Genomic DNA, 20,472 nt, shown 5'->3' on the forward strand with positions numbered 1-20,472 from the left:
TGACGCGAGTGGCCCATCATTCGTTACGGTTGCCGGCAGTCTGAACAGAACATGCAGCCTGCACTATCTTGTGGTACGAGATCAGTCTCAATCATAGCGTGCTAAGGGTATAGCAACTTATTCAATGATTCACCTTGTTGGGCTGGATTATTAGTGCTTATTTTAACGACTGAGGGAAAACTGACACCTCTCAGTGATGAATTATGGTTGATCAATGAACAAAAAAGCCTTTTACGAGGATCTAAATCGTGATGCCCGGGCGCTGCTGGCGGGCGAAACTTCTTTCCTGGCCGCGCTGGCTAACTGCAGTGCGCTGCTGTTTGAGCGTCTGGAAGGGGTTAACTGGGCAGGCTTTTACCTGCTGACGGAAGAGAATACGCTGGTACTGGGTCCGTTCCAGGGCAAAATTGCCTGCGTGCGCATTCCGGTGGGTAAAGGGGTGTGCGGCACGGCAATGGCAGAAGGGCGTGTCCAGCGCGTGGATGATGTGCACGCGTTCCCTGGCCATATCGCCTGTGATGCCGCCAGCAACGCAGAAATCGTGATTCCTCTGAAAGTGAAGGGTCTTCTGGCAGGCGTTCTTGATATCGACAGTACACTTCATTCCCGCTTTGATAGTGAGGATGAAGCAGGGCTGGTAGCCCTTGCCGACGGGCTGTGTGAGGTGCTGGCGAACAGCAACATCGAAAAATTTATTGCGCTGTCGCATAGCTAATCGTCTGGATTGCATGGCATTTGGCGATGTTGTCATTATAATGTCGCCTGTTCATGCCCTCTCTGGTCGGCAAATCCGTTGTAATCAGGAAATTTCATGGAAAATCAACCTAAGTTGAATAGCAGTAAAGAAGTCATCGCCTTTCTGGCGGAACGTTTTCCGCACTGCTTTAGCGCCGAAGGTGAAGCGCGTCCGCTCAAAATCGGTATCTTTCAGGATCTGGTCGAGCGCGTTCAGGGCGAAAATAGTCCGAGCAAAACGCAGCTGCGTTCAGCTCTGCGTCTTTATACCTCCAGCTGGCGTTATCTTTACGGTATCAAAGCAGGTGCAACACGTGTGGATCTTGATGGCAACGCCTGTGGCGTGCTGGATGAGCAGCACGTAGAGCATGCGCGTAAGCAGCTGGAAGAGGCAAAGGCACGCGTTCAGGCGCAGCGTGAGCAGCAGCGGGCGAAAAAGCGCGAAGCGGGAGAAGAGAGTGCAGAGCGTCGTCCGCGTAAGCCAGCACCGCGTAAAGCGGCTGAAGGCGATGCGCCGCGTAAGCCACGCCCTCAGACGCCACGCACCGGTGCTGCAGAACGCAACGCCGCGCCACGTCCGCCGCGGGCAAAACCCGTTACCGACACCTCAGCTTTGCAGCCAGGTCAGACTATTAAAGTCACAGCAGGCAAAAGTGCTATGGACGCTACCATTCTTGAAATTACTAAAGATGGCGTTCGGGTACAGCTTGCTTCCGGCCTGGCAATGATTGTGCGCGCAGAACACTTGCAGTTCTGAAACGGAGGCCCGACCCTGGCATGAACAGCTTTTTTAAGATCGGTATGATCGCGGGCCTGCTGCTGGCAGGCCCGTCCGTTGCCGCAGATAACATTACGCGTGCAGACCAGATCCCGCAGTTACACGAAGAAGCCCAGCATCCCACCGTCAGCGAGCGGGTTACATCGCGCTTTACCCGCTCTCACTACCGCCAGTTCGATCTGAATCAGGACTTCTCAGCAAAAATTTTTGATCGCTATCTGAATCTGCTGGATTACAGCCATAATGTGCTGCTGGCATCTGACGTTGCGCAATATGCGGATAAAAAAACCACGCTCGGCGATGAGCTGCGCAGCGGTAAGCTGAACCTGTTTTACGATCTTTATAACCTGGCGCAAAAACGCCGTTTTGAGCGCTATCAATACGCGCTAACGGTACTGGATCGTCCGCTGAATTTCAGCGGCAATGATTCCATTGATATTGACCGCGCAAAGGCGCCCTGGCCAAAAAGCACCGCAGAGCTGAACGCGCTCTGGGATGCCAAAGTGAAATATGATGAGCTCAGCCTGAAGCTGGCGGGCAAAGATGACAAAGAGATCCGTGAAACGCTGACTAAGCGTTATAACTTTGCCATCCGCCGCCTGGCTCAGAGCAACAGCGAAGATGTATTCCAGCTGGCAATGACCGCCTTTGCTCATGAGATCGACCCCCACACCAACTACCTCTCCCCGCGCAATACTGAACAGTTCAACACTGAGATGAGCCTGTCGCTTGAGGGGATTGGCGCCGTGCTGCAGATGGATGATGACTATACGGTTATCAACTCTATGGTTGCTGGCGGTCCGGCGGCAAAAAGCAAATCGATTACCGTTGGCGATCGCATCGTCGGGGTAGGTCAGCCGGGTAAACCCGTTGAAGACGTCATCGGCTGGCGTCTTGATGATGTGGTTTCAAAAATCAAGGGACCAAAAGGCAGCAAAGTGCGCCTTGAGATCCTGCCTGCCGGTAAAGGCACCAAAACCCGGACCGTCACGCTCACGCGTGAAAAAATCCGTCTGGAAGATCGCGCGGTAAAAGGCACGGTGCATAACGTTGGCAAAGAAAAAGTCGGCGTGCTGGATATTCCGGGTTTCTATGTTGGTCTGACTGACGATGTCAAAGTACAGCTGCAGAAACTGCAAAAGCAAAACGTTGACAGCGTGGTTATCGACCTGCGGACCAATGGCGGCGGTGCACTGACTGAAGCCGTGTCACTCTCCGGCCTCTTCATTCCGGGCGGCCCGGTGGTGCAGGTCAGAGATAACAATGGCCGGGTGCGTGAAGACAGCGATACCGACGGCATTGTTTACTATAAAGGTCCGCTGGTGGTACTGGTTGATCGGTTCAGTGCGTCAGCCTCGGAAATTTTTGCTGCGGCAATGCAGGATTATGGCCGGGCGCTGATTGTCGGCGAACCAACCTTTGGCAAGGGAACCGTACAGCAGTATCGTTCTCTGAACCGCATCTACGATCAAATGCTGCGTCCGGAATGGCCTGCGCTGGGGTCGGTACAATATACCATCCAGAAATTTTATCGTATTAACGGTGGCAGTACGCAGCGCAAAGGTGTCACTCCTGATTTGCTGATGCCGACCGGCGTTGAAGCAGCAGAGACCGGCGAAAAATTTGAAGATAACGCACTGCCGTGGGACAGCATCAATGCGGCGACGTATACCAAAACCGGTGATATCACCGCGCTGGTGCCGAAGCTGACGCAGTCCCATGCCGATCGCATTGCGCAGGATCGCGAGTTCCAGTACATCATGAAAGATATTGCGCGTTTCAATGCGATGAAAGACAAGCGTAACATCGTGTCGCTCAACCTGGCTCAGCGTGAAAAAGAGAGCCATGAAGAGGATGCGCTGCGCCTGGAGCGGATTAACGCGCGCTATCAGATGGAAGGTAAAAAACCGCTGAAAAATCTCGAAGCGCTGCCGAAGGATTATAAAGAGCCCGATCCTTATCTGGACGAGACCGTAAAAATTGCCAACGATCTGGCGCAGCTGGCGGCTTCTCAGCCTGCTGCCACTCCGGCAAAGTAATCCTGAAGCTGGTCACAAAACACCGCTACGGCGGTGTTTTTTTTTGCACTATACTCGCTAAATAAGTGGTCTGAGCAGTCTGTAAATGACCGTCAGAGTGGAATGTAAAGTTTTGTTTTTTTAGGCACTTAAAGATTAAGGTCGCTTGAAAAGCCGCGTAATGAACATAGGATATATATCCGCGTACAAGCGCGTGCACAACTGAGGAAGAATAACATTTATGATGCGTATTGCTCTTTTCCTGATCACCAACCTGGCGGTGATGTTGGTATTCGGACTCATTCTGAGTCTGACAGGAATCCAGTCAAGCAGTGTTCAGGGCCTGATGATTATGGCGGGTCTGTTTGGCTTTGGCGGTGCGTTTGTTTCACTGCTGATGTCCAAATGGATGGCGCTGCGCTCCGTGGGCGGGGAGGTAATTACGCAGCCCCGCAATGAGACCGAGCGCTGGCTGATGGAGACCGTGGGTCGCCAGGCGCAGCAGGCTGGCATTGCGATGCCGCAGGTGGCCATTTATCACGCGCCCGATATTAATGCCTTTGCGACCGGCGCCCGCCGCGACGCCTCGCTGGTCGCGGTGTCAACCGGCCTGCTGCAGAACATGAGCCGCGATGAAGCCGAAGCCGTACTGGCGCACGAGATCGCGCATATCGCTAACGGAGATATGGTCACCATGACCCTGATTCAGGGCATTGTGAACACCTTTGTTATCTTTATCTCGCGCATTATTGCGCAGGTTGCGTCGGGCTTTCTGTCCGGTAACCGCGATGGCGAAGAGAGCAGCAACGGTAATCCGCTGGTCTACTTTGCGGTTGCAACGGTGCTGGAACTGCTCTTTGGCATTCTCGCCAGCATTATTACGATGTGGTTCTCACGCCACCGTGAGTTTCATGCTGATGCAGGATCGGCAAAACTGGTTGGCCGCGAGAAAATGATCGCCGCGCTGCAGCGTCTGAAAACCAGCTACGAGCCGCAGGAGCCAGGCAGTATGATGGCGTTCTGCATCAACGGTAAAAACAAGTCGTTCAGTGAGCTGTTTATGTCTCACCCGCCGCTTGATAAGCGTATCGAAGCGCTGCGCAGCGGGCAGTATCTGAAATAACCCGGACTGACGGAAAAAAGGCATCACTGCGGTGATGCCTTTTTTATTGGCACACGAAGAGCCTCAGGCCGCTGGCGCACGCGACTGGGTCAGCCGCACCAGACTTATCGCAGCGGCAACGGAAGCAAAGCCTCCGGCAAGGATCAAAGAGGCGTGCGTGCCGTTATCGCTGAACAGGTTGAACATCAAAGCCACCAGTGCGGCACCGGCGCTTTGTCCTGTCAGACGCGCGGTGCCCAGCATCCCGCTGGCACCGCCGCTGCGGCTGCGCGGGGCGGAAGAGATAATAGTGTGATTATTAGGCGACTGAAACAGGCCAAAACCGGCACCGCACAGCATCATACGCCAGATAATATCCGCATCAGCAGGCTGCGCCGGAAGCATGGCCAGCAGAAACAGCCCGGCGGCAAACAGCGCCAGTCCCAGCCCGCCCAGCAAGCCTGCGTGATATTTCTCAATCAAACGTCCGGCAGCCGGCGCCATCACCATTGTTGCCAGCGGCCACGGCGTCAGCAGCAGACCGGTTGCCACTTCATCCCGGCCAAGCACATTCTGCAGATAAAACGGCAGCGAAACCATGGCCAGCATCTGCGCACAGAAAGAGCAGACAGAGGTGCCAATGGAGAGCGAGAACAGGGGCAGACGCAGCAGATCAACCGGTAACAATGGCACCGTCATGGTCAGCTGACGACGCACAAAGACAATCCCGATAATGAGCAGCGCCGCCAGCTCGGCCACGATCAGACTGGCGGGCTGCCCCTGCGAAAAGCCGCTCAATGCGGTGATAAGCAGTCCGAAAAACAGCGCGTTCATTACCGCGCTCGGAATATCAAATTTCTGCTGGCGCGCTTTTTGCGGATTATCGGGCAGGAACCGCAGCGCCAGCCAGAGCGCCGCAAGCCCAAACGGGATATTGATTAAAAACAGCCACTGCCAGCTGGCTACGGCAAGAATAGCTGCGGCAACTGTGGGACCGGCGGCGCTGGAAACAGCAACAATGAGGGAATTGATCGCCATACCGCGTCCGAGAAAGCGCTGCGGATAAATAATGCGGATCAGCGCGGTGTTAACGCTCATCAGCGCGGCGCCGCCAAATCCCTGCAGCACACGCGCCACAGTCAGCGTGGTCAGTGTGGAGGAGAGGGCACAGAACAGCGACGTTGCGATAAACAGGATAAGCCCGGCCTGATAGATACGGCGGTATCCCAGCATATCCCCCAGAAAGGAGAGCGACAGCAGGGAGGTCACAATAGCGATCTGGTACGCGTTGACTATCCAGATTGACTCAGCCGGGCTGGCGCTGAGATCGCGGGCAATTGTTGGCAGCGCTACGTTAGCGATAGCACCATCCAGCACCGCCATCATAATACCCAGCGCAATGGTTATGATGGCGCCATAGCGCTGCGGCAGCGGAAGTCCATCCTGAGGGGCAATTGAAGGCATAATAGTGATAAGTAAAGGAAGTGAATATCATCATGCTAATCAATTCAGCGACAGAAAGCATCGGCACAGGTGTGAAAAACACGCATTCGCTGATGCCGGCGTGAGAGAAATGAAAACGGGCTCACGCTGAGCCCGACAGGATTACTGGTTATCAATGACCTCACCGCTTTTTTTCAGCAGCGGGCAGGCCGTTACACCGACAATGCCGCTATCAGTATGCAGATACCGGGCGGTCATGACACCGCGTGCGGTCAGATAGTTACATTCCAGGCCAAGACCCGCTGCTTTTTCAGCGCTGCCGGTCAGTACACCATAGCCAGTGAAGAGCAGGGCCAGCCACAGCAGTGCGAACAGCATGACCAGACGAATAAAGTATTTCATTATTAACTCCCGAAATTGAAAATGCGCCGCTTCCGTTTGGCTATAAGCGCGACAGGCGTACCATGCCGTGCTTTGCCCGCCAATACGATCGGAGATAGCTGAAAGCGCTGTGGCAGGCAAAATCTGCTTTTGCCGCAGAAGATATCTTTTCCTGACGCAACAGGTAGAATTAGCGCCGTTAAAACTTTACCGATCGTCACCTGAGGCCGTTATGAACGAATTAGCCGCAAACTCCAGCCCGCTACTGCACTATGGTATCGTGGCACTCATTATTCTTGTGGCCTTTATCATCTGGTTTTTTGTTAATCGCGCCAGCGTGCGTGCCAGCGAGCATCTGCAGCTGCTGGAGACACTGGTTGAAGAGCAGAAAAAACAGACCGCGCTGCTGCAACGTATTGCGAAGGCGCAGGGAGAAACGTCGTCTGCTGTACAGGATGACGAGGGCACTGCCTCACGCGATTTTATCCGGCTGATCCCGGAACGCTGATTGTAAACACGGAGAGAGCATGAGCCGCAGAAATCCCTGGTACGACGCTTCAAAAGCACATCATACGCCTGACGGATTTTGCAATCCCGAAGGTGAGCTGCGTCAGCCCGGTGATTTACAGCGCTGGCGTCGTGAACGTAAAGCGCAGCATCTCCCGCCGCCGCCTGCAAACGGCTATGCGGATTTCAGCGCGCGCTGGTATCAGCCCGCCGATCTGAGCGGTAGTGACGATCGCATCTGGTGGCTGGGCCACGCTGCGCTGCTGCTGCGCCTGAAGCAGCGCTATATCCTGATCGATCCGGCATTATCGCCGCGCGCTTCGCCGTTGCCCTTTGCCGGTCCTGAACGTCAGATACCTTCGCCGCTTGATGTGACACAGCTGCCGCGGCTCGACTATGTGCTGATTTCGCATAACCACTATGATCATCTTGATCGGGTCACGATAAAGCGCCTGTTGCGCTGCTTTCCTGAGGTGCAGATAAGGGTTCCGCTTGGTCTGGGCGCATGGTGCCGGAAGCGGGGCGCCCGCAACGTAACCGAGATGGACTGGTGGGAGTCTGCGAATAATCAGGAGCTGAGCATCACTGCCGTACCGGCGCGCCACTGGAGTATGCGCACGCTGTGGGATCGCAATCGCTCACTTTGGTGCGGCTGGGTAATTCGCTGCGGCACCCTCAACTTCTGGTTTTCCGGCGACAGCGGTTACAGTGATAACCTGCTGCAGATTACGCAGCGGCTTGGGCCATTTAACCTTGCTGCCTTGCCGGTTGGCGCGTATGCACCAGAATGGTTCATGCGCAGCCAGCATATGAACCCTCAGCAAGCGGTAACCTTATGGCAACATGCCGGGCATCCATTAACCATACCTATACACTGGGGCGTTTATGAACTGGCTGATGAAGCGCTGGATGCGCCTCCTGCTGAACTGATGCGTGCGCTGGCCGCCGCTGAAACGCCTCTGGCCAGGCGTTTCAGCCCGTGGCGGGTGGGGGAAAGCCGGACACTGTCAGATGTTGTATAAGATTTTTCTGAGCGGCAATGCATATCCTGTACAGTTTTTTTAACCTGTGCAGATCCGTAGCCTTATAAAAATAACAGATAAGTTCAGCAGGTTAATGCTTATATCCGGAGCGGACCGATAATAACTTTCCCGGTTTTGGTGCAAAAGCGTTTTATAACCTGTACTCCGCAGGCTTAATTGTACACACTGTGTATTGAGAGAAGCAGGCGCTGTTATTTTACAAGGCAGAGATAAATACTTTCTCTCTGCCATAATAATGCAACATGTTTAACGTCGTGTCTGGCGCTTAACACAAATCTCCGTGCTGCCGCTGCGCTTGACGTTGTTGCAGAAAAGCGCTAATCATCAAGGGTTTTGTGCAGCATTGCCCGTTTGTGACCTCTATTTCAGGGCTGCAGAATGGGTCTCCCCGATAATAATGTGCGGCAAGTCGACCACTGTTTAAAAATGCCTTGCCATTATTTAGCGGATATGTGATAACCATCAGCGGGTCAAACGAGGTACAGTTCTGTTTATGCATGGCATCTTCAGTAAAGAAGTTTTGAGTAAAGACGTTGACGTTGAATACCGCTTCCTTGCCGAACCTTAAATTAGTGCCTCATTCAGTAACGTCTCTGTTTTCTCTGCAATACTGCCTTCGGGCAAAATAAACATTTAAAGGAATTTGCAAAATGGCAAAGATTAAAGGTCAGGTTAAGTGGTTTAACGAGTCTAAAGGTTTTGGTTTTATTACTCCTGCTGACGGCAGCAAAGATGTGTTCGTACACTTCTCTGCTATCCAGGGTAATGGTTTCAAAACTCTGGCTGAAGGCCAGCAGGTTGAGTTTGAAATTCAGGATGGCCAGAAAGGTCCTGCAGCGGTTAACGTTACCGCTATCTGATTTTCTGCTCAGCCCGGGTCACTGTACCTGCTGAAACGAATCGTAAGCCCTGCTCTCCGAGCGGGGCTTTTCTTTATGCTTTTTGTTACTTCTGCTTCAGGGTAAACTGCGCCGCTTATTGTTGAACCGGAGTTTGTTATGTCCCTGATCTGTCCCCTGTGTCGCCAGCCATTAACCCAGCAGGCGGGCGCGTTTCGCTGTGACGCTGGTCATCAGTTTGATCAGGCCAGAGAAGGGTATGTCAATCTGCTGCCGGTGCAGCACAAAGGGTCGCGAGAGCCGGGTGACAGCCTGGAGATGCTGCAGGCGCGCCGCGCTTTCCTGGATGCAGGCCACTACCAGCCGCTACGCGATCGCGTGGCAGCAATACTGGCACAACGGCTGACATTGCCTGCGGCTCAGATTCTGGATATTGGCTGCGGTGAAGGGTATTACACCAGCGCCATGGCCAGCGCGCTGCCAGACGCTCAGCTCTTTGGGCTGGATGTCGCCAAACCGGCAATCCGCATGGCGGCAAAGCGCTATGCGCAGGTACGGTTTTGCGTGGCCTCCAGCCAGCGGCTGCCGTTTGCCAGTGCCGTACTCGATGCGGTGGTGCGCATCTATGCGCCCTGTAATGAAGAGGAGCTTAGCCGCGTGGTAAAACCAGGCGGTTATCTGCTGACCGTTACGCCAGGTCCGCACCATCTGCAGCAGTTTAAGGCGCTAATCTATTCGCAGGTGCAGCTGCATGCTGCAGAAGAGAAAACCTATACCGGCTTTACGCTGTGTGAGTCGCAGTCTCTCAGCTATGGCCTGACGCTAAGCGGTGCTGAAGCAGTGAGCCTGCTGCAGATGACTCCCTTTGCCTGGCGTGCGACGGAAACGGTATGGCAAACGCTGGCAGAGGCAGAATCGTTCCTCTGCGACGCTGACTTTACGCTTTCGCTGTGGCAGCGCGATTAGCGGGCAGTGAGGAGCGTACGCCAGATACGCTCCAGATCATCCAGCGTATTGACCGCAATCATCAGCCGCCGTCGCTCCAGCTGTAGCAGCAGAACCCCCTCCTGCGAAAGATTAATCGCGGCAATGCGTGCATAGCGGATCCAGATTCCGTTATCAAACAGCCCTTCCTGCTTCAGCAGCAGCACCGGACGGCGCAGCCAGCATAACCAGAATGTCAGTGCACAAAGCACCATAATCAGCGTTGTCGTCAGCGGCGACCCCGCATTGCTGACATTTTTCCACAGCAGAATCAGCAGCAGTCCGATAAAAATGGCGCTATCGGGCAGGTGACGTCGTCGCAGTGCGACCCGCAACAGGGTAACGCCTTTACGGCGCGGCAACACCGCTTCATGGTAAATGGCAAACAACAGCAGAGCGGCAATGCAGAGTATCAGCAGCAGATCGGTCAGCGCCATCATAGTTCCTCTTCACACTGCCTGTGTCATGCGTCTGGCCTGAAAGCGGCCTACAGTCCCAGCAGGCCAATCCAGTAACCAATTATGCCGATAACAAAGAAGCCGATGATGATCCAGAGCGCATTGACTTTGCGGCGCAGCAGCCACATACAGCCGAATGTCAGCAGCAGCGGGATCAGGCCTGGCATAAGCTGATCGAGAATAGACTGAACGGTGGTGACCGTGGTTTTACCGGTCTGATCGGTGATGCGGGAGACCACCAGCGGCACATTAACGTGCGTCCACTTATTGACCAGAGCGCCCATCACAAACAGGCCGAGTATCGATGCGCCTTCGGTAAGCTTCTGCAGAAAACCGCCGCCCATATCGCTGACAATATCAACGCCTTTGCGATAGCCATAGGCAACGCCATAATAGCGGGTCAGCAGGCGGGCAACGTTAAACAGCACAAAAAACAGCAGCGGACCCAGCAGGCTGCCGCTCATGGCAATACCCGCACCAAGCGCGGCAAATACCGGCCGTACGGTGCCCCAGAAGATGGGGTCGCCCACGCCTGCCAGCGGGCCCATCAGGCCCACCTTTAATCCGTTAATGGCGCCATCGTCAATTGCGGCACCGTTTGCCCGCTGCTCCTCCATTGCCATAGTGACGCCCAGTACCGGCGCGGCTACATAGGGATGCGTATTGAAAAACTCCAGATGACGCCTGATCGCCTGTTTACGTGCGTCGTCGTTTTCCGGATAGAGGCGACGGATCACCGGTACCATAGAAAAGCAGAAACCGAGCGCCTGCATGCGTTCAAAGTTCCATGATCCCTGAAGCAGATTAGAACGTATGAACACGGCGCGCACATCACCGGAAGTGAGCTTTTTCGCTATTCGCGTGCTGTCAACCATAGTGGCACCTGTTCCTAGTCAAGTTCGTTATCAAGGTCGTTTTGCGTCGCGCCTGCCGGCGCTGCGCCTGTGACCCGGTTATATTTCGGGGCGAGCTGGATATACAGAATGGCCATCACCACGCCGATAACGCCCAGTGCGACCAGATTGAAATCAGTAAACGCGGCGGTGACAAACCCAAGATAGAAGAACGGCATCAGATAGCCGGCGCGCATCATATTGATGACCATCGCGTATCCCACAACCACAATCATGCCGCCGGCAATATTCAGGCCGTTTGTGACTACGTCCGGAATGGAACTCAGCAGCGTGTGCACGGCGCTGGTGCCGACAGAGATAGCGACTATCAGTGCAGGTATAGCAATGCGCATCGCCTGCAGCAGCAGGGCGGAGACATGGATCCAGGAGATGGCGGTGAGGTTGCCTTTTTCGGCCGCTTTATCTGCCGCATGCTGAAATGCCACGGTCAGCGTTCGCACAATGATGGTCAGCACCTGACCCGCCGCCGCCAGCGGTATCGCCAGCGCAATACCGGCACCGACGCTTTGCCCGCCGGCAATGACCAGAATGGTGGATATGATGGAGGCGAGGGCCGCATCGGGAGCTACCGCCGCTCCGATATTCATCCAGCCCAGCGCGATCATCTCCAGCGTACCGCCGATAATAATGCCGGTTTTCATGTCACCCAGCACGGCGCCAATCAGGGTGCAGGCGACCAGCGGACGGTGAAACTGAAATTCATCCAGGATAGATCCCATACCGGCAATACAGGCCACGATAAATATCAGTACAATCTGTAGCGTGGTTATTTCCATTTTGCATCTCCTCAGCACACTCAGGATGCCCGCTATGGTTACCGGGCGGCAGCAAATCAGGCAGTGACCTTCGCAATCAGGTCCATCATAGTGAGTTTTTGATCGGTAGACACTTTGCGCACCTCAAGCTCAATACCGCGGGCGTTGAGCTGACGAAAGGCCGCAATATCCTTCTCATCCACTGAAACCGCATTAGTAACCTGCGTTTTACCCTGGCGAAATGCCATGCCGCCGATATTCACACTGGTGATATTCACGCCCTGCGCCACAACGCGCTCAACGTCGGTGGGATTGGTAAACAGCAACATAACGCGTTCGCCAGCATATTTAGGGTTGTTCCAGACGCGGATCATTTTTGCAATATCGACCACGTGCGCGGTAACGCCTGGCGGCGCTACCTGAGTTAGCAGGGTTTTGCGCACATGATCGTTTGCCACTTCATCACTGATCACGATGATGCGGCTGACGCCGGTCTCTTTGGTCCAGCGGGTCGCTACCTGACCATGAATCAGACGATCGTCTATGCGTGCCAGCCCGATTTTCATATGCTGCCCAGGCGCCAGCGGCGGCGCAGCAGGCTTAACCGGTGCTGCAACAGAGGAGACAGAGGTTGCCTTTAGTGCTTTGACGCCTTGCCGGCCGGCCTCGGTCGCGACCTGCACCAGCGCCGCCAGTTCAGGGTCGTCATCGCGGGCCATCAGCGTTTCGACCAGCATCGGAATATTGACGCCGGCAATAACCTCCTGATCCGGGCGATCCGTGACGAGGCGGCTGGCGGCATTAAACGGGCTGCCTCCCCATGTATCAACCAGAAACAGTACGCCCTGTGCGGTATCAAGTTCTGCCAGCCGGCCGCGATACTTATCCATCAGCGTTTCGGCATTTTCACCGGGTGCAAAATCGATACAGGCCACATTGTGCTGTTCGCCCAGCAGCATCTCTGCTGTTTTCAGGAGCGGCTCTGCTGCCCAGCCGTGTGTACCAATGACTATTGCGATGGTCACCTGCTACCTCCGTTTACAACGAAACCCTGTCAGTAAAGGGCGTTAACAGGGATAAAGATGCGGCCGGACTCGTCAGGCAGGGTAAGCATGAGCCGCTACGATAAAGGTCTGAGCATTTATCAATTTGCGTTAATGTCGCCGTTTATTTTAGTTAGCGAAAGAAGAAAGAGTGTGACGCCTGTCGGTTATCTGAGGTAACAGCGGCCTGGCGGACTTTTTTATGCCATTTTTATGCGCCAGCGCAGTTATTTGTAAATGTAAGAAAATTTTTTGATCTTGTTGAGGTAACTGATACATTAACTTTCTGTTTATTATTCAGGAGTACCGGGCTCAAGCTCACCTTTATGGACCGTCACCGACGTCGCTTCTTATCCTTACTGTGCCAGCCGGCCCAGATCGCCATGCCGTTCAGCGTTATTTCGCCCCCGACTATTCAGCTGTCTCACTTACCGGTGCAGACTGATTTTCGCGCGTCTACTTTATTAGCAAGGAGTCACTGATGGAGTTTCTCTTGGATCCCTCGATCTGGGCGGGGCTGTTAACGCTGATCGTGCTGGAAATTGTGCTGGGTATTGATAACCTGGTCTTTATCGCCATTCTTGCTGACAAACTCCCGCCAAAGCAACGCGATAAAGCGCGACTGATTGGTCTGTCGCTGGCACTGGTAATGCGCCTCGGCCTGCTTTCACTAATTTCGTGGATGGTCACGCTGACCCGTCCGCTGTTCAGCGTGATGGATTTCAGCTTTTCCGGCCGCGATCTGATCCTGCTGTTTGGTGGCCTGTTCCTGCTTTTCAAGGCCACGATGGAGCTGCATGAGCGCCTGGAAAATAAAGGGATGGAGCAGCAGGGTAATCGCAACTATGCCAGCTTCTGGGCGGTAGTTGCACAGATTGTGGTGCTGGATGCCGTCTTCTCGCTGGATGCCGTTATAACTGCAGTCGGTATGGTTAATCACCTGCCGGTGATGATGACGGCGGTAGTGATCGCAATGGGTATGATGCTGCTGGCGTCAAAACCGCTGACTAATTTTGTCAACGCGCATCCGACGGTCGTAGTGCTCTGTCTGAGCTTCCTGCTGATGATCGGCTTGTCGCTGGTAGCGGAAGGGTTCGGTTTCCATATCCCGAAAGGTTATCTCTATGCGGCGATTGGTTTCTCAATTTTGATTGAGCTGTTTAACCAGATCGCCCGTCGCAACTTTATGCGCCATCAGGCGCGTCGCCCGATGCGTGAGCGGACGGCAGAGGCTATTTTACGTCTGATGGGCGGTCGCAATCGTCAGCAGCAGCCTTCACAGGATGATCATACGCTGAATAACGCCATGCCGCAGGAAGCGTTTAAAGATGAAGAGCGTTTTATGATCAACGGCGTACTGACGCTGTCGCAGCGCTCAATTCGCAGCATCATGACGCCGCGTGGCGATATTTCGTGGGTTGATGTGACGCGCCCGCTGGATGAGATCCGCATGCAGCTGCTGGATACGCCACACAGCCTGTTTCCGGTGTGCCGCGGTGAGCTGGATGAGATTATCGGCGTGGTGCGTGCGAAGGAGCTGCTGGTGGCGCTGGAACACGGTATGGATGTAACCACGTTCGCATCTGGCTCACCGGCAATTATTGTACCTGAGACGCTGGATCCCATTAATCTGCTGGGCGTGCTGCGCCGGGCGAAAGGCAGTTTTGTCATTGTGACCAATGAATTTGGTATGGTACAGGGGCTGATTACGCCGCTGGACGTACTTGAAGCGATTGCCGGTGAATTTCCGGATGAAGATGAGACGCCGGATGTGATCGCCGATGGTGATGGCTGGCTGGTCAAGGGCGGCACCGACCTGCACTCGCTGCAGCAGCTGCTCGACTATCATGAACTGGTCAAACAGGAAGACGATCACGCTTCGCTGGCGGGTCTGCTGATTGAGCAGAAAGGTCAGCTGCCGCAGCCCGGTGAAGTGATTGATCTGCCGCCGCTGCACTTTGAAATTGTTGAAGCGACGGATTACCGTATCGACCTGGTACGGGTGACCAGAGATGCGCCTCACGATGAAGATGAAGAAAACGCGTAATTACGCGTGACTATGCTGACAGGGCCGTCATCGCGACGGCCCTTTTTTATGCTTCTGTTTCCTGATGCCGGGCCAGCCATGCCGGAAAATCTTCAATTGGCATGGGGCGCGCATAAAAATAACCCTGCAGATGATCTACCCCGCGCTCACGCAGATAGGAGGCCTGTTCAGCGGTCTCTACGCCTTCGGCCACCAGCGCAATCTTCAGGCGCTGCGCCAGTGAAATCACCATATCGGTTACCGTGGCGTTAATGGCATCAGTGCCAATAGCCGCCGTAAAAATCTTATCAATTTTCAATACATCGGGCTGCAGATCCTTCAGGTAGGCCAGCGAACTGTGTCCGGTGCCGAAATCGTCTATCGCCAGACGCACCCCAATGTTGTGCAACTGCGCCACGACCGACTGATCGATAACCGGCAAGGCGTCACGCTCTGTCAGCTCAACCACCAGCTGCGGATGCGGATTAGCGGGCCACCATATCTGCTGCAGATCTTCCACAATGGCGCGATCGTGAAAATGGCTGGCGGCGACGTTAATCGCAATATGGAACGCGCTGCTTTGCGGCAGCTGTGGCAGCGCCTCTACGGCCCGGGCAATCACAAAGCGGGTCAGGGGAGCGATCAGGTTTTGCCGTTCCGCCAGTGGGATAAAGACATCCGGCGCAATCCATCCCTGACGCGGATTATGCCAGCGCAGCAAAAGCTCAATACCTTCACACTGTTCGCTGCGGGCATTGATCAGCGGCTGACAGTAAACCATAAATTCACTGGCGGTGATCCCGTAGCTGATCTGCCAGCTGAGGCTCATACGATTGGCCGTGGCCAGCCAGACAATATAGCCAATCAGCAGGCTCAGCATCATTGCCAGCGGCAGCTGGGAAGGCAGCGTATTTAACGCCAGACGCGCAGGTGAGGGACCATAAAGTGTAATGGTGAACGGGTAGCGTAATGATGCCTGATCGTAAGCGACTTCATCTTCTGAGGGCACCGTATGTTCAATCATCGGATTACCATACTCAAGGCTCTGACCGCCAACGTTGAAAATAGCCCGCTCTACCCACGGCAGCTGAGGCTCAAGCAGATAATTGCTCATCAGTTCAACATTCACCACCTGCAGTAAGCCATCGCGATTATCCAGCGACTTTGGCGTCCACAGCAGCAGCACCGGCGAGCCTTTAAGCAGGTAATCATCTGTAGTCAGCAGCATACGCTGATTATTGAGCGCCAGCTCCGGGTAGGTCTGACTAAAAGAGATATCGCGTGCACCATAGATACTGGAGCAGTAGATAGTGTCGTTTTGCACCAGCAGCACCGTGCGCACCGTCTGCAGTGCAGCGATCTTTTCGATCAGCGGATAACGCACCAGCGAACAGGGCAGGCCCACCAGCCCCAGCGTATTATTGGCAGAAACATCCAGCGGTGAGAACATACGATCAAACCGCTCAATGGCGCGGCTGGCAAAGTTAAGCGACTGTTGCTCAATACGTGACTTCTCTTCGATATAACGAAAAGCCAGAGTCAGGATCAAAACCAGCGTCGCGATCACTAACGCAATAAGCAGCCGCTTACGGCGAAATTGACCCACAAATTGCTGGGGAATGAGCATCAGTAACCACCTTGTTAAGACACAGATCAGGAGCAAATTAACGTGAAGGTTATCGGCACAGGGACGGCCAGGTTTAGCGCTGCCCGGTAAAAAAGAGGGCAATAAAAAAACGCGGCCTGCCGGATCCGCGCAGGAAAATTACAATATCTGGTTTGGCAACGCCGAGGTAGGTAAAAAAGCAGAAATTAGTATGAGTGCGCTAAATGTAATCAGCGCACTCCGGATAAACATCAGTCACATTGTACTTTGATGGCCAGACCGCCCCGCGAGGTTTCGCGATATTTAGCGTTCATGTCTTTCCCGGTTTCGTACATGGTCTCAATCACTTTATCCAGCGAGACGCGCGGGGCGCTGGTGCGGCGCAGCGCCATGCGCGCCGCGTTGATGGCTTTGACCGACGCAATAGCATTGCGCTCGATACACGGCACCTGTACCTGGCCGGCAACCGGATCGCAGGTCAGACCCAGGTTATGCTCCATGCCAATTTCTGCCGCCACGCACACCTGTTCCGGGCTGGCACCCAGCAGTTCCGCCAGACCCGCTGCCGCCATAGAGCAGGCGACGCCAACTTCGCCCTGACAGCCTACCTCGGCACCAGAGATTGAGGCGTTCATTTTATAGAGAATGCCGATAGCGCCTGACGCGAGAAAATAACGAATGAAGATATCGGGCGTGACGCTTTCGATAAAGTGATCGTAATAGGCAAGCACCGCCGGCACGATGCCGCAGGCACCGTTAGTAGGCGCCGTGACCACGCGTCCGCCTGCGGCATTCTCTTCGTTTACCGCCAGGGCAAACATGTTGACCCAGTCAATCACGTTCATCGGATCGTTAGAGTGCTTGGTCGAAGAGACCAGCAGGCGGCGTAAAGAGGCGGCACGGCGCGGCACGCGCAGCGGCCCCGGCAGTACGCCTTCGGTGTTCAGGCCACGGTCAATGCACGCCTGCATGGTCTGCCAGACGTCGGTAAAATAGTGAGTAATCTCTTCACGGCTATGCAGCGCCAGCTCATTTTGCATCACCAGTCCTGACAGCGACATCCCCGTCTCACTGCAGTGGCTGAGCAACTCTTTTGCGGAGTGAAATGCATAAGGCACAGAGACTTCATCCAGTACCGGCTGACCAAAATGCGCCTCATCAACGATAAACCCGCCGCCAATGGAGTAGTAGGTTTTCGTCAGGATCAGCAGATCCCCGGCAAATGCATACAGCGTCATGCCGTTTTCATGTAGCGAAAGGTTTTCACTGCGGAATACCATTCCGCCTTCACGCGGGAAATCCACCTCATGTGCGCCTTTAGCCAGCAGCAGGCGCTCACGCGTTTCTGTGTCTTTGATAAACGCCGGGATCGCATCAATATCCACGGTAGCAGGTTCATAACCCGCCAGGCCCATAATGATAGCGATATCCGTATGATGCCCTTTACCCGTCAGCGAGAGAGAGCCATACACATCCACCGCTACGCGTGTGACATCCTGCAGTTTGCCCTGCTCAGCCAGCAGATCAACAAACTGTTTGCCCGCTTTCATCGGGCCTACGGTATGTGAACTGGATGGGCCGATGCCCACTTTGAACATGTCAAAAACACTAATCAACGGTGACGCTCCTCACAAATACGGGTTTCTGCGGCCTGAGCCGTAATTGCGGCTAATAGTAATCGCCACGGCGGGCGAAAGAACAGCTTTTCGCATGAAATAATCTAATTATAAACCGCAGAAATAGTTATCTGGCCATACCTTTGTGAAGTGGATCGATTTTTCAGCCAGGAGTTTGCAGACAGGATTCAGGGCAGCGCAATCTGCTGACCGAGTGCGCGGATAATGCCGGCCGTCATGCCCCAGATAAAATAATCGTTATACCAGGAGAGCCAGATCCGGTGCTGCTGCTGGCCGCGATACAAAGTCAGAGGATGATAGCGTGCCAGATGCAGTGCTTCCCGCAGTGGCATAGTAAATGCGCTTTCTACTTCATCCGGGTTTAGCCGGAGCGGCATGGCTGGCAGGATACCGACTACCGGCGTTACGGCAAAGCCGGTACTGCTGGTGACTGCCGGCAGTACACCGGCGATCCTCACCTGATGAGGATCGATGCCCACTTCTTCCTGCGCTTCACGCAGGGCGGTACAGATCAGTGAGGTATCGCTGGCATCCTGCATGCCGCCCGGAAATGCAACCTGGCCGGCATGTTTGCGCAGCAGCGCCGAGCGTCGCGTCAGCAGCAGTGCCGGCTCGGCGCTATTGATAATCGGCACCAGCACTGCCGCATGACGTCCGGCAGGGGCCGGCAGGCGCGCGGGGCGCGGGGGCTGCAGCATAAAACGCGTCAAAAACTGGCTGAGTTCGGCCGTCATTTTACTTCTCGTCGCTAAGGCTGGGCAGAATGCGGTTAACCTTATGGAAGGTCTCTTCATACTCAGATTGCAGCTCGCTGTCGGCCACCAGTCCGCCGCCTGCCGCGCAGTAGAGGGTATTGTCTTCCGCGATCAGTGTACGGATGGTAATACTGCTGTCCATCCGGCCACACAGACTGATATAGCCGATGCTGCCGCACCAGGCGTTCCGGCGATGCGGCTCCAGCTCTTCGATAATCTCCATCGCGCGGATTTTGGGCGCCCCGGTGATTGAGCCTCCCGGGAAGCAGGCGCGCAGCAGGTCGGTAGCGCGTAAAGCATCAGGCAGGCGGGCCCGCACGGTGCTCACCAGATGATGCACTGCCGGAAACGGTTCAACCACAAACAGTTCCGGGACGCTAACGCTGCCAGGTTCAGCGACCCGTCCAATATCATTACGCATCAGATCAACAATCATCAGGTTCTCAGCGCGATCTTTAGCCGAGTGCGCCAGTTTCTCTGCCTGCAGACGATCGGCCTCCTGCTCTGCCAGGCGCGGCAGCGTGCCTTTGATCGGGCGCGTTTCAATGACGTTTTGCTGCAGCGAGAGAAAGCGTTCCGGCGACAGGCTGAGCAGCGCGCTGTCCGGCAGACGCAGAAACGCGCTAAAGGGCGCGCGATTGGCGCGCGTAAGGCGCAGAAACGCCTGCCACTCATCTCCGCTATAGTGTGCTTCGAAACGCTGGGCAAGGTTGACCTGATAGCAGTCGCCCGCCTGAATATACGCCTGTACGGCATTAAAGCGGGCTGCGTAGGCCTCACGCGTGAGGTTAGATCGCCACGCGCTGGTTAAGCGAAACGCCCGCGGCGGCGGAAGCGCCTGCGCCTGCAGCCAGCGCCAGCGCGCGTCAGCATCGCTGAGAGAAACCAGCGTGAGCCGCTGCAGGTGGTGATCGGCAATCAGCGCCCAGTCATACAGGCCCACCGCCATGTCAGGTGTCTGCAGATCCTGCTGCGCTACATCCGGCAGCCGTTCAAACCGGCGTCCGAGATCGTAACCAAACAGGCCAAGCGCACCGCCCTGAAAAGGCAGATCGGGGTGGAAAGCGGGCTGCAGGTCCAGCCGGTCAATCTGTCGCTGCAGCAGCTGCAGCGGGTCCTCTTCAGAGCGCCGCATGCCGGTGCCATCATCAATTTCAGTATACCTGCCGCGCGTGGTCAGCGTGACGCGCGGATCGGCAGTCAGGATATCAAAACGGTTATCCGCGTGATCGGCCTGACCTGAGGTCAGCAGCATGGCCCACGGGCGATGCGCGAGCGTGGCAAAGCGGCTCAGCAGGGCATCGGGGGTATAGGTAAGCGTGAGGGTTTTTGCGATCATGAGTTCAGCAGCATTCAACAGGCAGAGGCGTAGCCTGACATATTTTTTTGCCACTGGCACCTGTTTGTTCCACGTGGGATAATGCCCGTCCGATTTAATCTGGAGTAAC

The 20,472-nt window shown here is 55.0% G+C and carries 19 protein-coding genes and 1 pseudogene; 10 read left to right on the forward strand and 10 right to left on the reverse strand.

What is annotated here, in order from left to right; translation table 11 throughout:
• The first annotated feature begins 214 nt into the window (after window positions 1-214).
• The 4 genes from B3041_RS07675 to htpX all read left to right on the forward strand — a co-directional run bounded on the left by B3041_RS07675 (window position 215) and on the right by htpX (window position 4,654).
• On the forward strand, window positions 215-715 hold the full coding sequence (locus tag B3041_RS07675) for a GAF domain-containing protein (protein WP_065649125.1): 501 nt from the start codon (window positions 215-217) through the stop codon (window positions 713-715).
• 96 nt (window positions 716-811) lie between these two features.
• Window positions 812-1,492 (forward strand): RNA chaperone ProQ, encoded by a 681-nt coding sequence (gene proQ, locus B3041_RS07680; protein ID WP_065649126.1) that lies wholly within the window; start codon window positions 812-814, stop codon window positions 1,490-1,492.
• A gap of 20 nt (window positions 1,493-1,512) precedes the next feature.
• Window positions 1,513-3,552, forward strand: coding sequence for a carboxy terminal-processing peptidase (gene prc, locus B3041_RS07685; protein ID WP_065649127.1), 2,040 nt, complete (start codon window positions 1,513-1,515; stop codon window positions 3,550-3,552).
• Between the two features lie 220 nt (window positions 3,553-3,772).
• Window positions 3,773-4,654, forward strand: a complete 882-nt coding sequence (gene htpX, locus B3041_RS07690; RefSeq protein ID WP_065649128.1) for a protease HtpX — start codon at window positions 3,773-3,775, stop codon at window positions 4,652-4,654.
• 63 nt (window positions 4,655-4,717) lie between these two features.
• Here htpX and B3041_RS07695 read toward each other — a convergent pair whose 3' ends face one another.
• Together B3041_RS07695 and B3041_RS07700 are read right to left on the reverse strand one after the other, a co-directional pair.
• The gene (locus B3041_RS07695; protein WP_065649129.1) at window positions 4,718-6,097 is read right to left on the reverse strand and encodes an MFS transporter; all 1,380 of its coding nucleotides are present in this window, start codon (window positions 6,095-6,097) and stop codon (window positions 4,718-4,720) included.
• Between the two features lie 141 nt (window positions 6,098-6,238).
• Window positions 6,239-6,478: a YobH family protein gene (locus tag B3041_RS07700; protein WP_065649130.1), complete on the reverse strand. Its 240-nt coding sequence runs from the start codon at window positions 6,476-6,478 to the stop codon at window positions 6,239-6,241.
• 211 nt (window positions 6,479-6,689) lie between these two features.
• Here B3041_RS07700 and B3041_RS07705 point away from each other — a divergent pair, with 211 nt between their 5' ends.
• The 5 genes and pseudogenes from B3041_RS07705 to rlmA all read left to right on the forward strand — a co-directional run bounded on the left by B3041_RS07705 (window position 6,690) and on the right by rlmA (window position 9,812).
• The gene (locus tag B3041_RS07705) at window positions 6,690-6,965 is read left to right on the forward strand and encodes a YebO family protein (RefSeq protein ID WP_292971115.1); all 276 of its coding nucleotides are present in this window, start codon (window positions 6,690-6,692) and stop codon (window positions 6,963-6,965) included.
• Between the two features lie 19 nt (window positions 6,966-6,984).
• Entirely contained in the window at window positions 6,985-7,986 is a 1,002-nt protein-coding gene (locus tag B3041_RS07710; RefSeq protein ID WP_065649132.1) for an MBL fold metallo-hydrolase, read from the forward strand.
• A gap of 514 nt (window positions 7,987-8,500) precedes the next feature.
• Window positions 8,501-8,636 (forward strand): annotated as a pseudogene (locus B3041_RS16895) (DUF2627 domain-containing protein).
• Between the two features lie 21 nt (window positions 8,637-8,657).
• Window positions 8,658-8,867 carry a transcription antiterminator/RNA stability regulator CspE gene (cspE, locus tag B3041_RS07720; RefSeq protein WP_021510024.1) on the forward strand — a complete coding sequence of 70 codons (210 nt, stop codon included), beginning with the start codon at window positions 8,658-8,660 and terminating at the stop codon, window positions 8,865-8,867.
• A gap of 138 nt (window positions 8,868-9,005) precedes the next feature.
• Window positions 9,006-9,812 (forward strand): 23S rRNA (guanine(745)-N(1))-methyltransferase, encoded by an 807-nt coding sequence (gene rlmA, locus B3041_RS07725; RefSeq protein WP_292971152.1) that lies wholly within the window; start codon window positions 9,006-9,008, stop codon window positions 9,810-9,812.
• On the opposite strand, the gene B3041_RS07730 is transcribed toward rlmA, so the two are convergent.
• The 4 genes from B3041_RS07730 to manX are packed head-to-tail and all read right to left on the reverse strand — an operon-like array spanning window position 9,809 to window position 12,982.
• Window positions 9,809-10,267 carry a DUF986 family protein gene (locus B3041_RS07730; protein ID WP_292972399.1) on the reverse strand — a complete coding sequence of 153 codons (459 nt, stop codon included), beginning with the start codon at window positions 10,265-10,267 and terminating at the stop codon, window positions 9,809-9,811. The genes rlmA and B3041_RS07730 overlap by 4 nt on opposite strands.
• A gap of 50 nt (window positions 10,268-10,317) precedes the next feature.
• Complete coding sequence (locus B3041_RS07735; protein ID WP_065649135.1) at window positions 10,318-11,163, reverse strand: PTS mannose transporter subunit IID; 846 nt, start codon at window positions 11,161-11,163, stop codon at window positions 10,318-10,320.
• A gap of 14 nt (window positions 11,164-11,177) precedes the next feature.
• Window positions 11,178-11,978 (reverse strand): PTS mannose/fructose/sorbose transporter subunit IIC, encoded by an 801-nt coding sequence (locus tag B3041_RS07740; RefSeq protein ID WP_065649136.1) that lies wholly within the window; start codon window positions 11,976-11,978, stop codon window positions 11,178-11,180.
• Between the two features lie 56 nt (window positions 11,979-12,034).
• Window positions 12,035-12,982 carry a PTS mannose transporter subunit IIAB gene (manX, locus tag B3041_RS07745; protein ID WP_065649137.1) on the reverse strand — a complete coding sequence of 316 codons (948 nt, stop codon included), beginning with the start codon at window positions 12,980-12,982 and terminating at the stop codon, window positions 12,035-12,037.
• A 499-nt stretch (window positions 12,983-13,481) separates the two neighbouring features.
• Between manX and B3041_RS07750 the strand changes: the two genes are divergently transcribed.
• Window positions 13,482-15,047, forward strand: coding sequence for a TerC family protein (locus B3041_RS07750; protein WP_292971158.1), 1,566 nt, complete (start codon window positions 13,482-13,484; stop codon window positions 15,045-15,047).
• 46 nt (window positions 15,048-15,093) lie between these two features.
• On the opposite strand, the gene B3041_RS07755 is transcribed toward B3041_RS07750, so the two are convergent.
• The 4 genes from B3041_RS07755 to pabB form a co-directional block, all read right to left on the reverse strand.
• A complete protein-coding gene (locus tag B3041_RS07755) occupies window positions 15,094-16,653 on the reverse strand; it encodes an EAL domain-containing protein (protein WP_065649139.1) in 1,560 nt (519 codons plus the stop codon).
• A 230-nt stretch (window positions 16,654-16,883) separates the two neighbouring features.
• Window positions 16,884-18,248 carry an L-serine ammonia-lyase gene (gene sdaA, locus B3041_RS07760; protein ID WP_065649140.1) on the reverse strand — a complete coding sequence of 455 codons (1,365 nt, stop codon included), beginning with the start codon at window positions 18,246-18,248 and terminating at the stop codon, window positions 16,884-16,886.
• A 188-nt stretch (window positions 18,249-18,436) separates the two neighbouring features.
• On the reverse strand, window positions 18,437-19,003 hold the full coding sequence (locus B3041_RS07765) for a CoA pyrophosphatase (protein ID WP_292971163.1): 567 nt from the start codon (window positions 19,001-19,003) through the stop codon (window positions 18,437-18,439).
• A 1-nt stretch (window position 19,004) separates the two neighbouring features.
• The gene (pabB, locus tag B3041_RS07770; protein WP_292971166.1) at window positions 19,005-20,363 is read right to left on the reverse strand and encodes an aminodeoxychorismate synthase component 1; all 1,359 of its coding nucleotides are present in this window, start codon (window positions 20,361-20,363) and stop codon (window positions 19,005-19,007) included.
• Window positions 20,364-20,472 lie beyond the last annotated feature (109 nt).

This window comes from Pantoea sp. UBA4549 (genome assembly GCF_002387285.1).
Lineage (GTDB): Bacteria > Pseudomonadota > Gammaproteobacteria > Enterobacterales > Enterobacteriaceae > Pantoea > Pantoea borealis.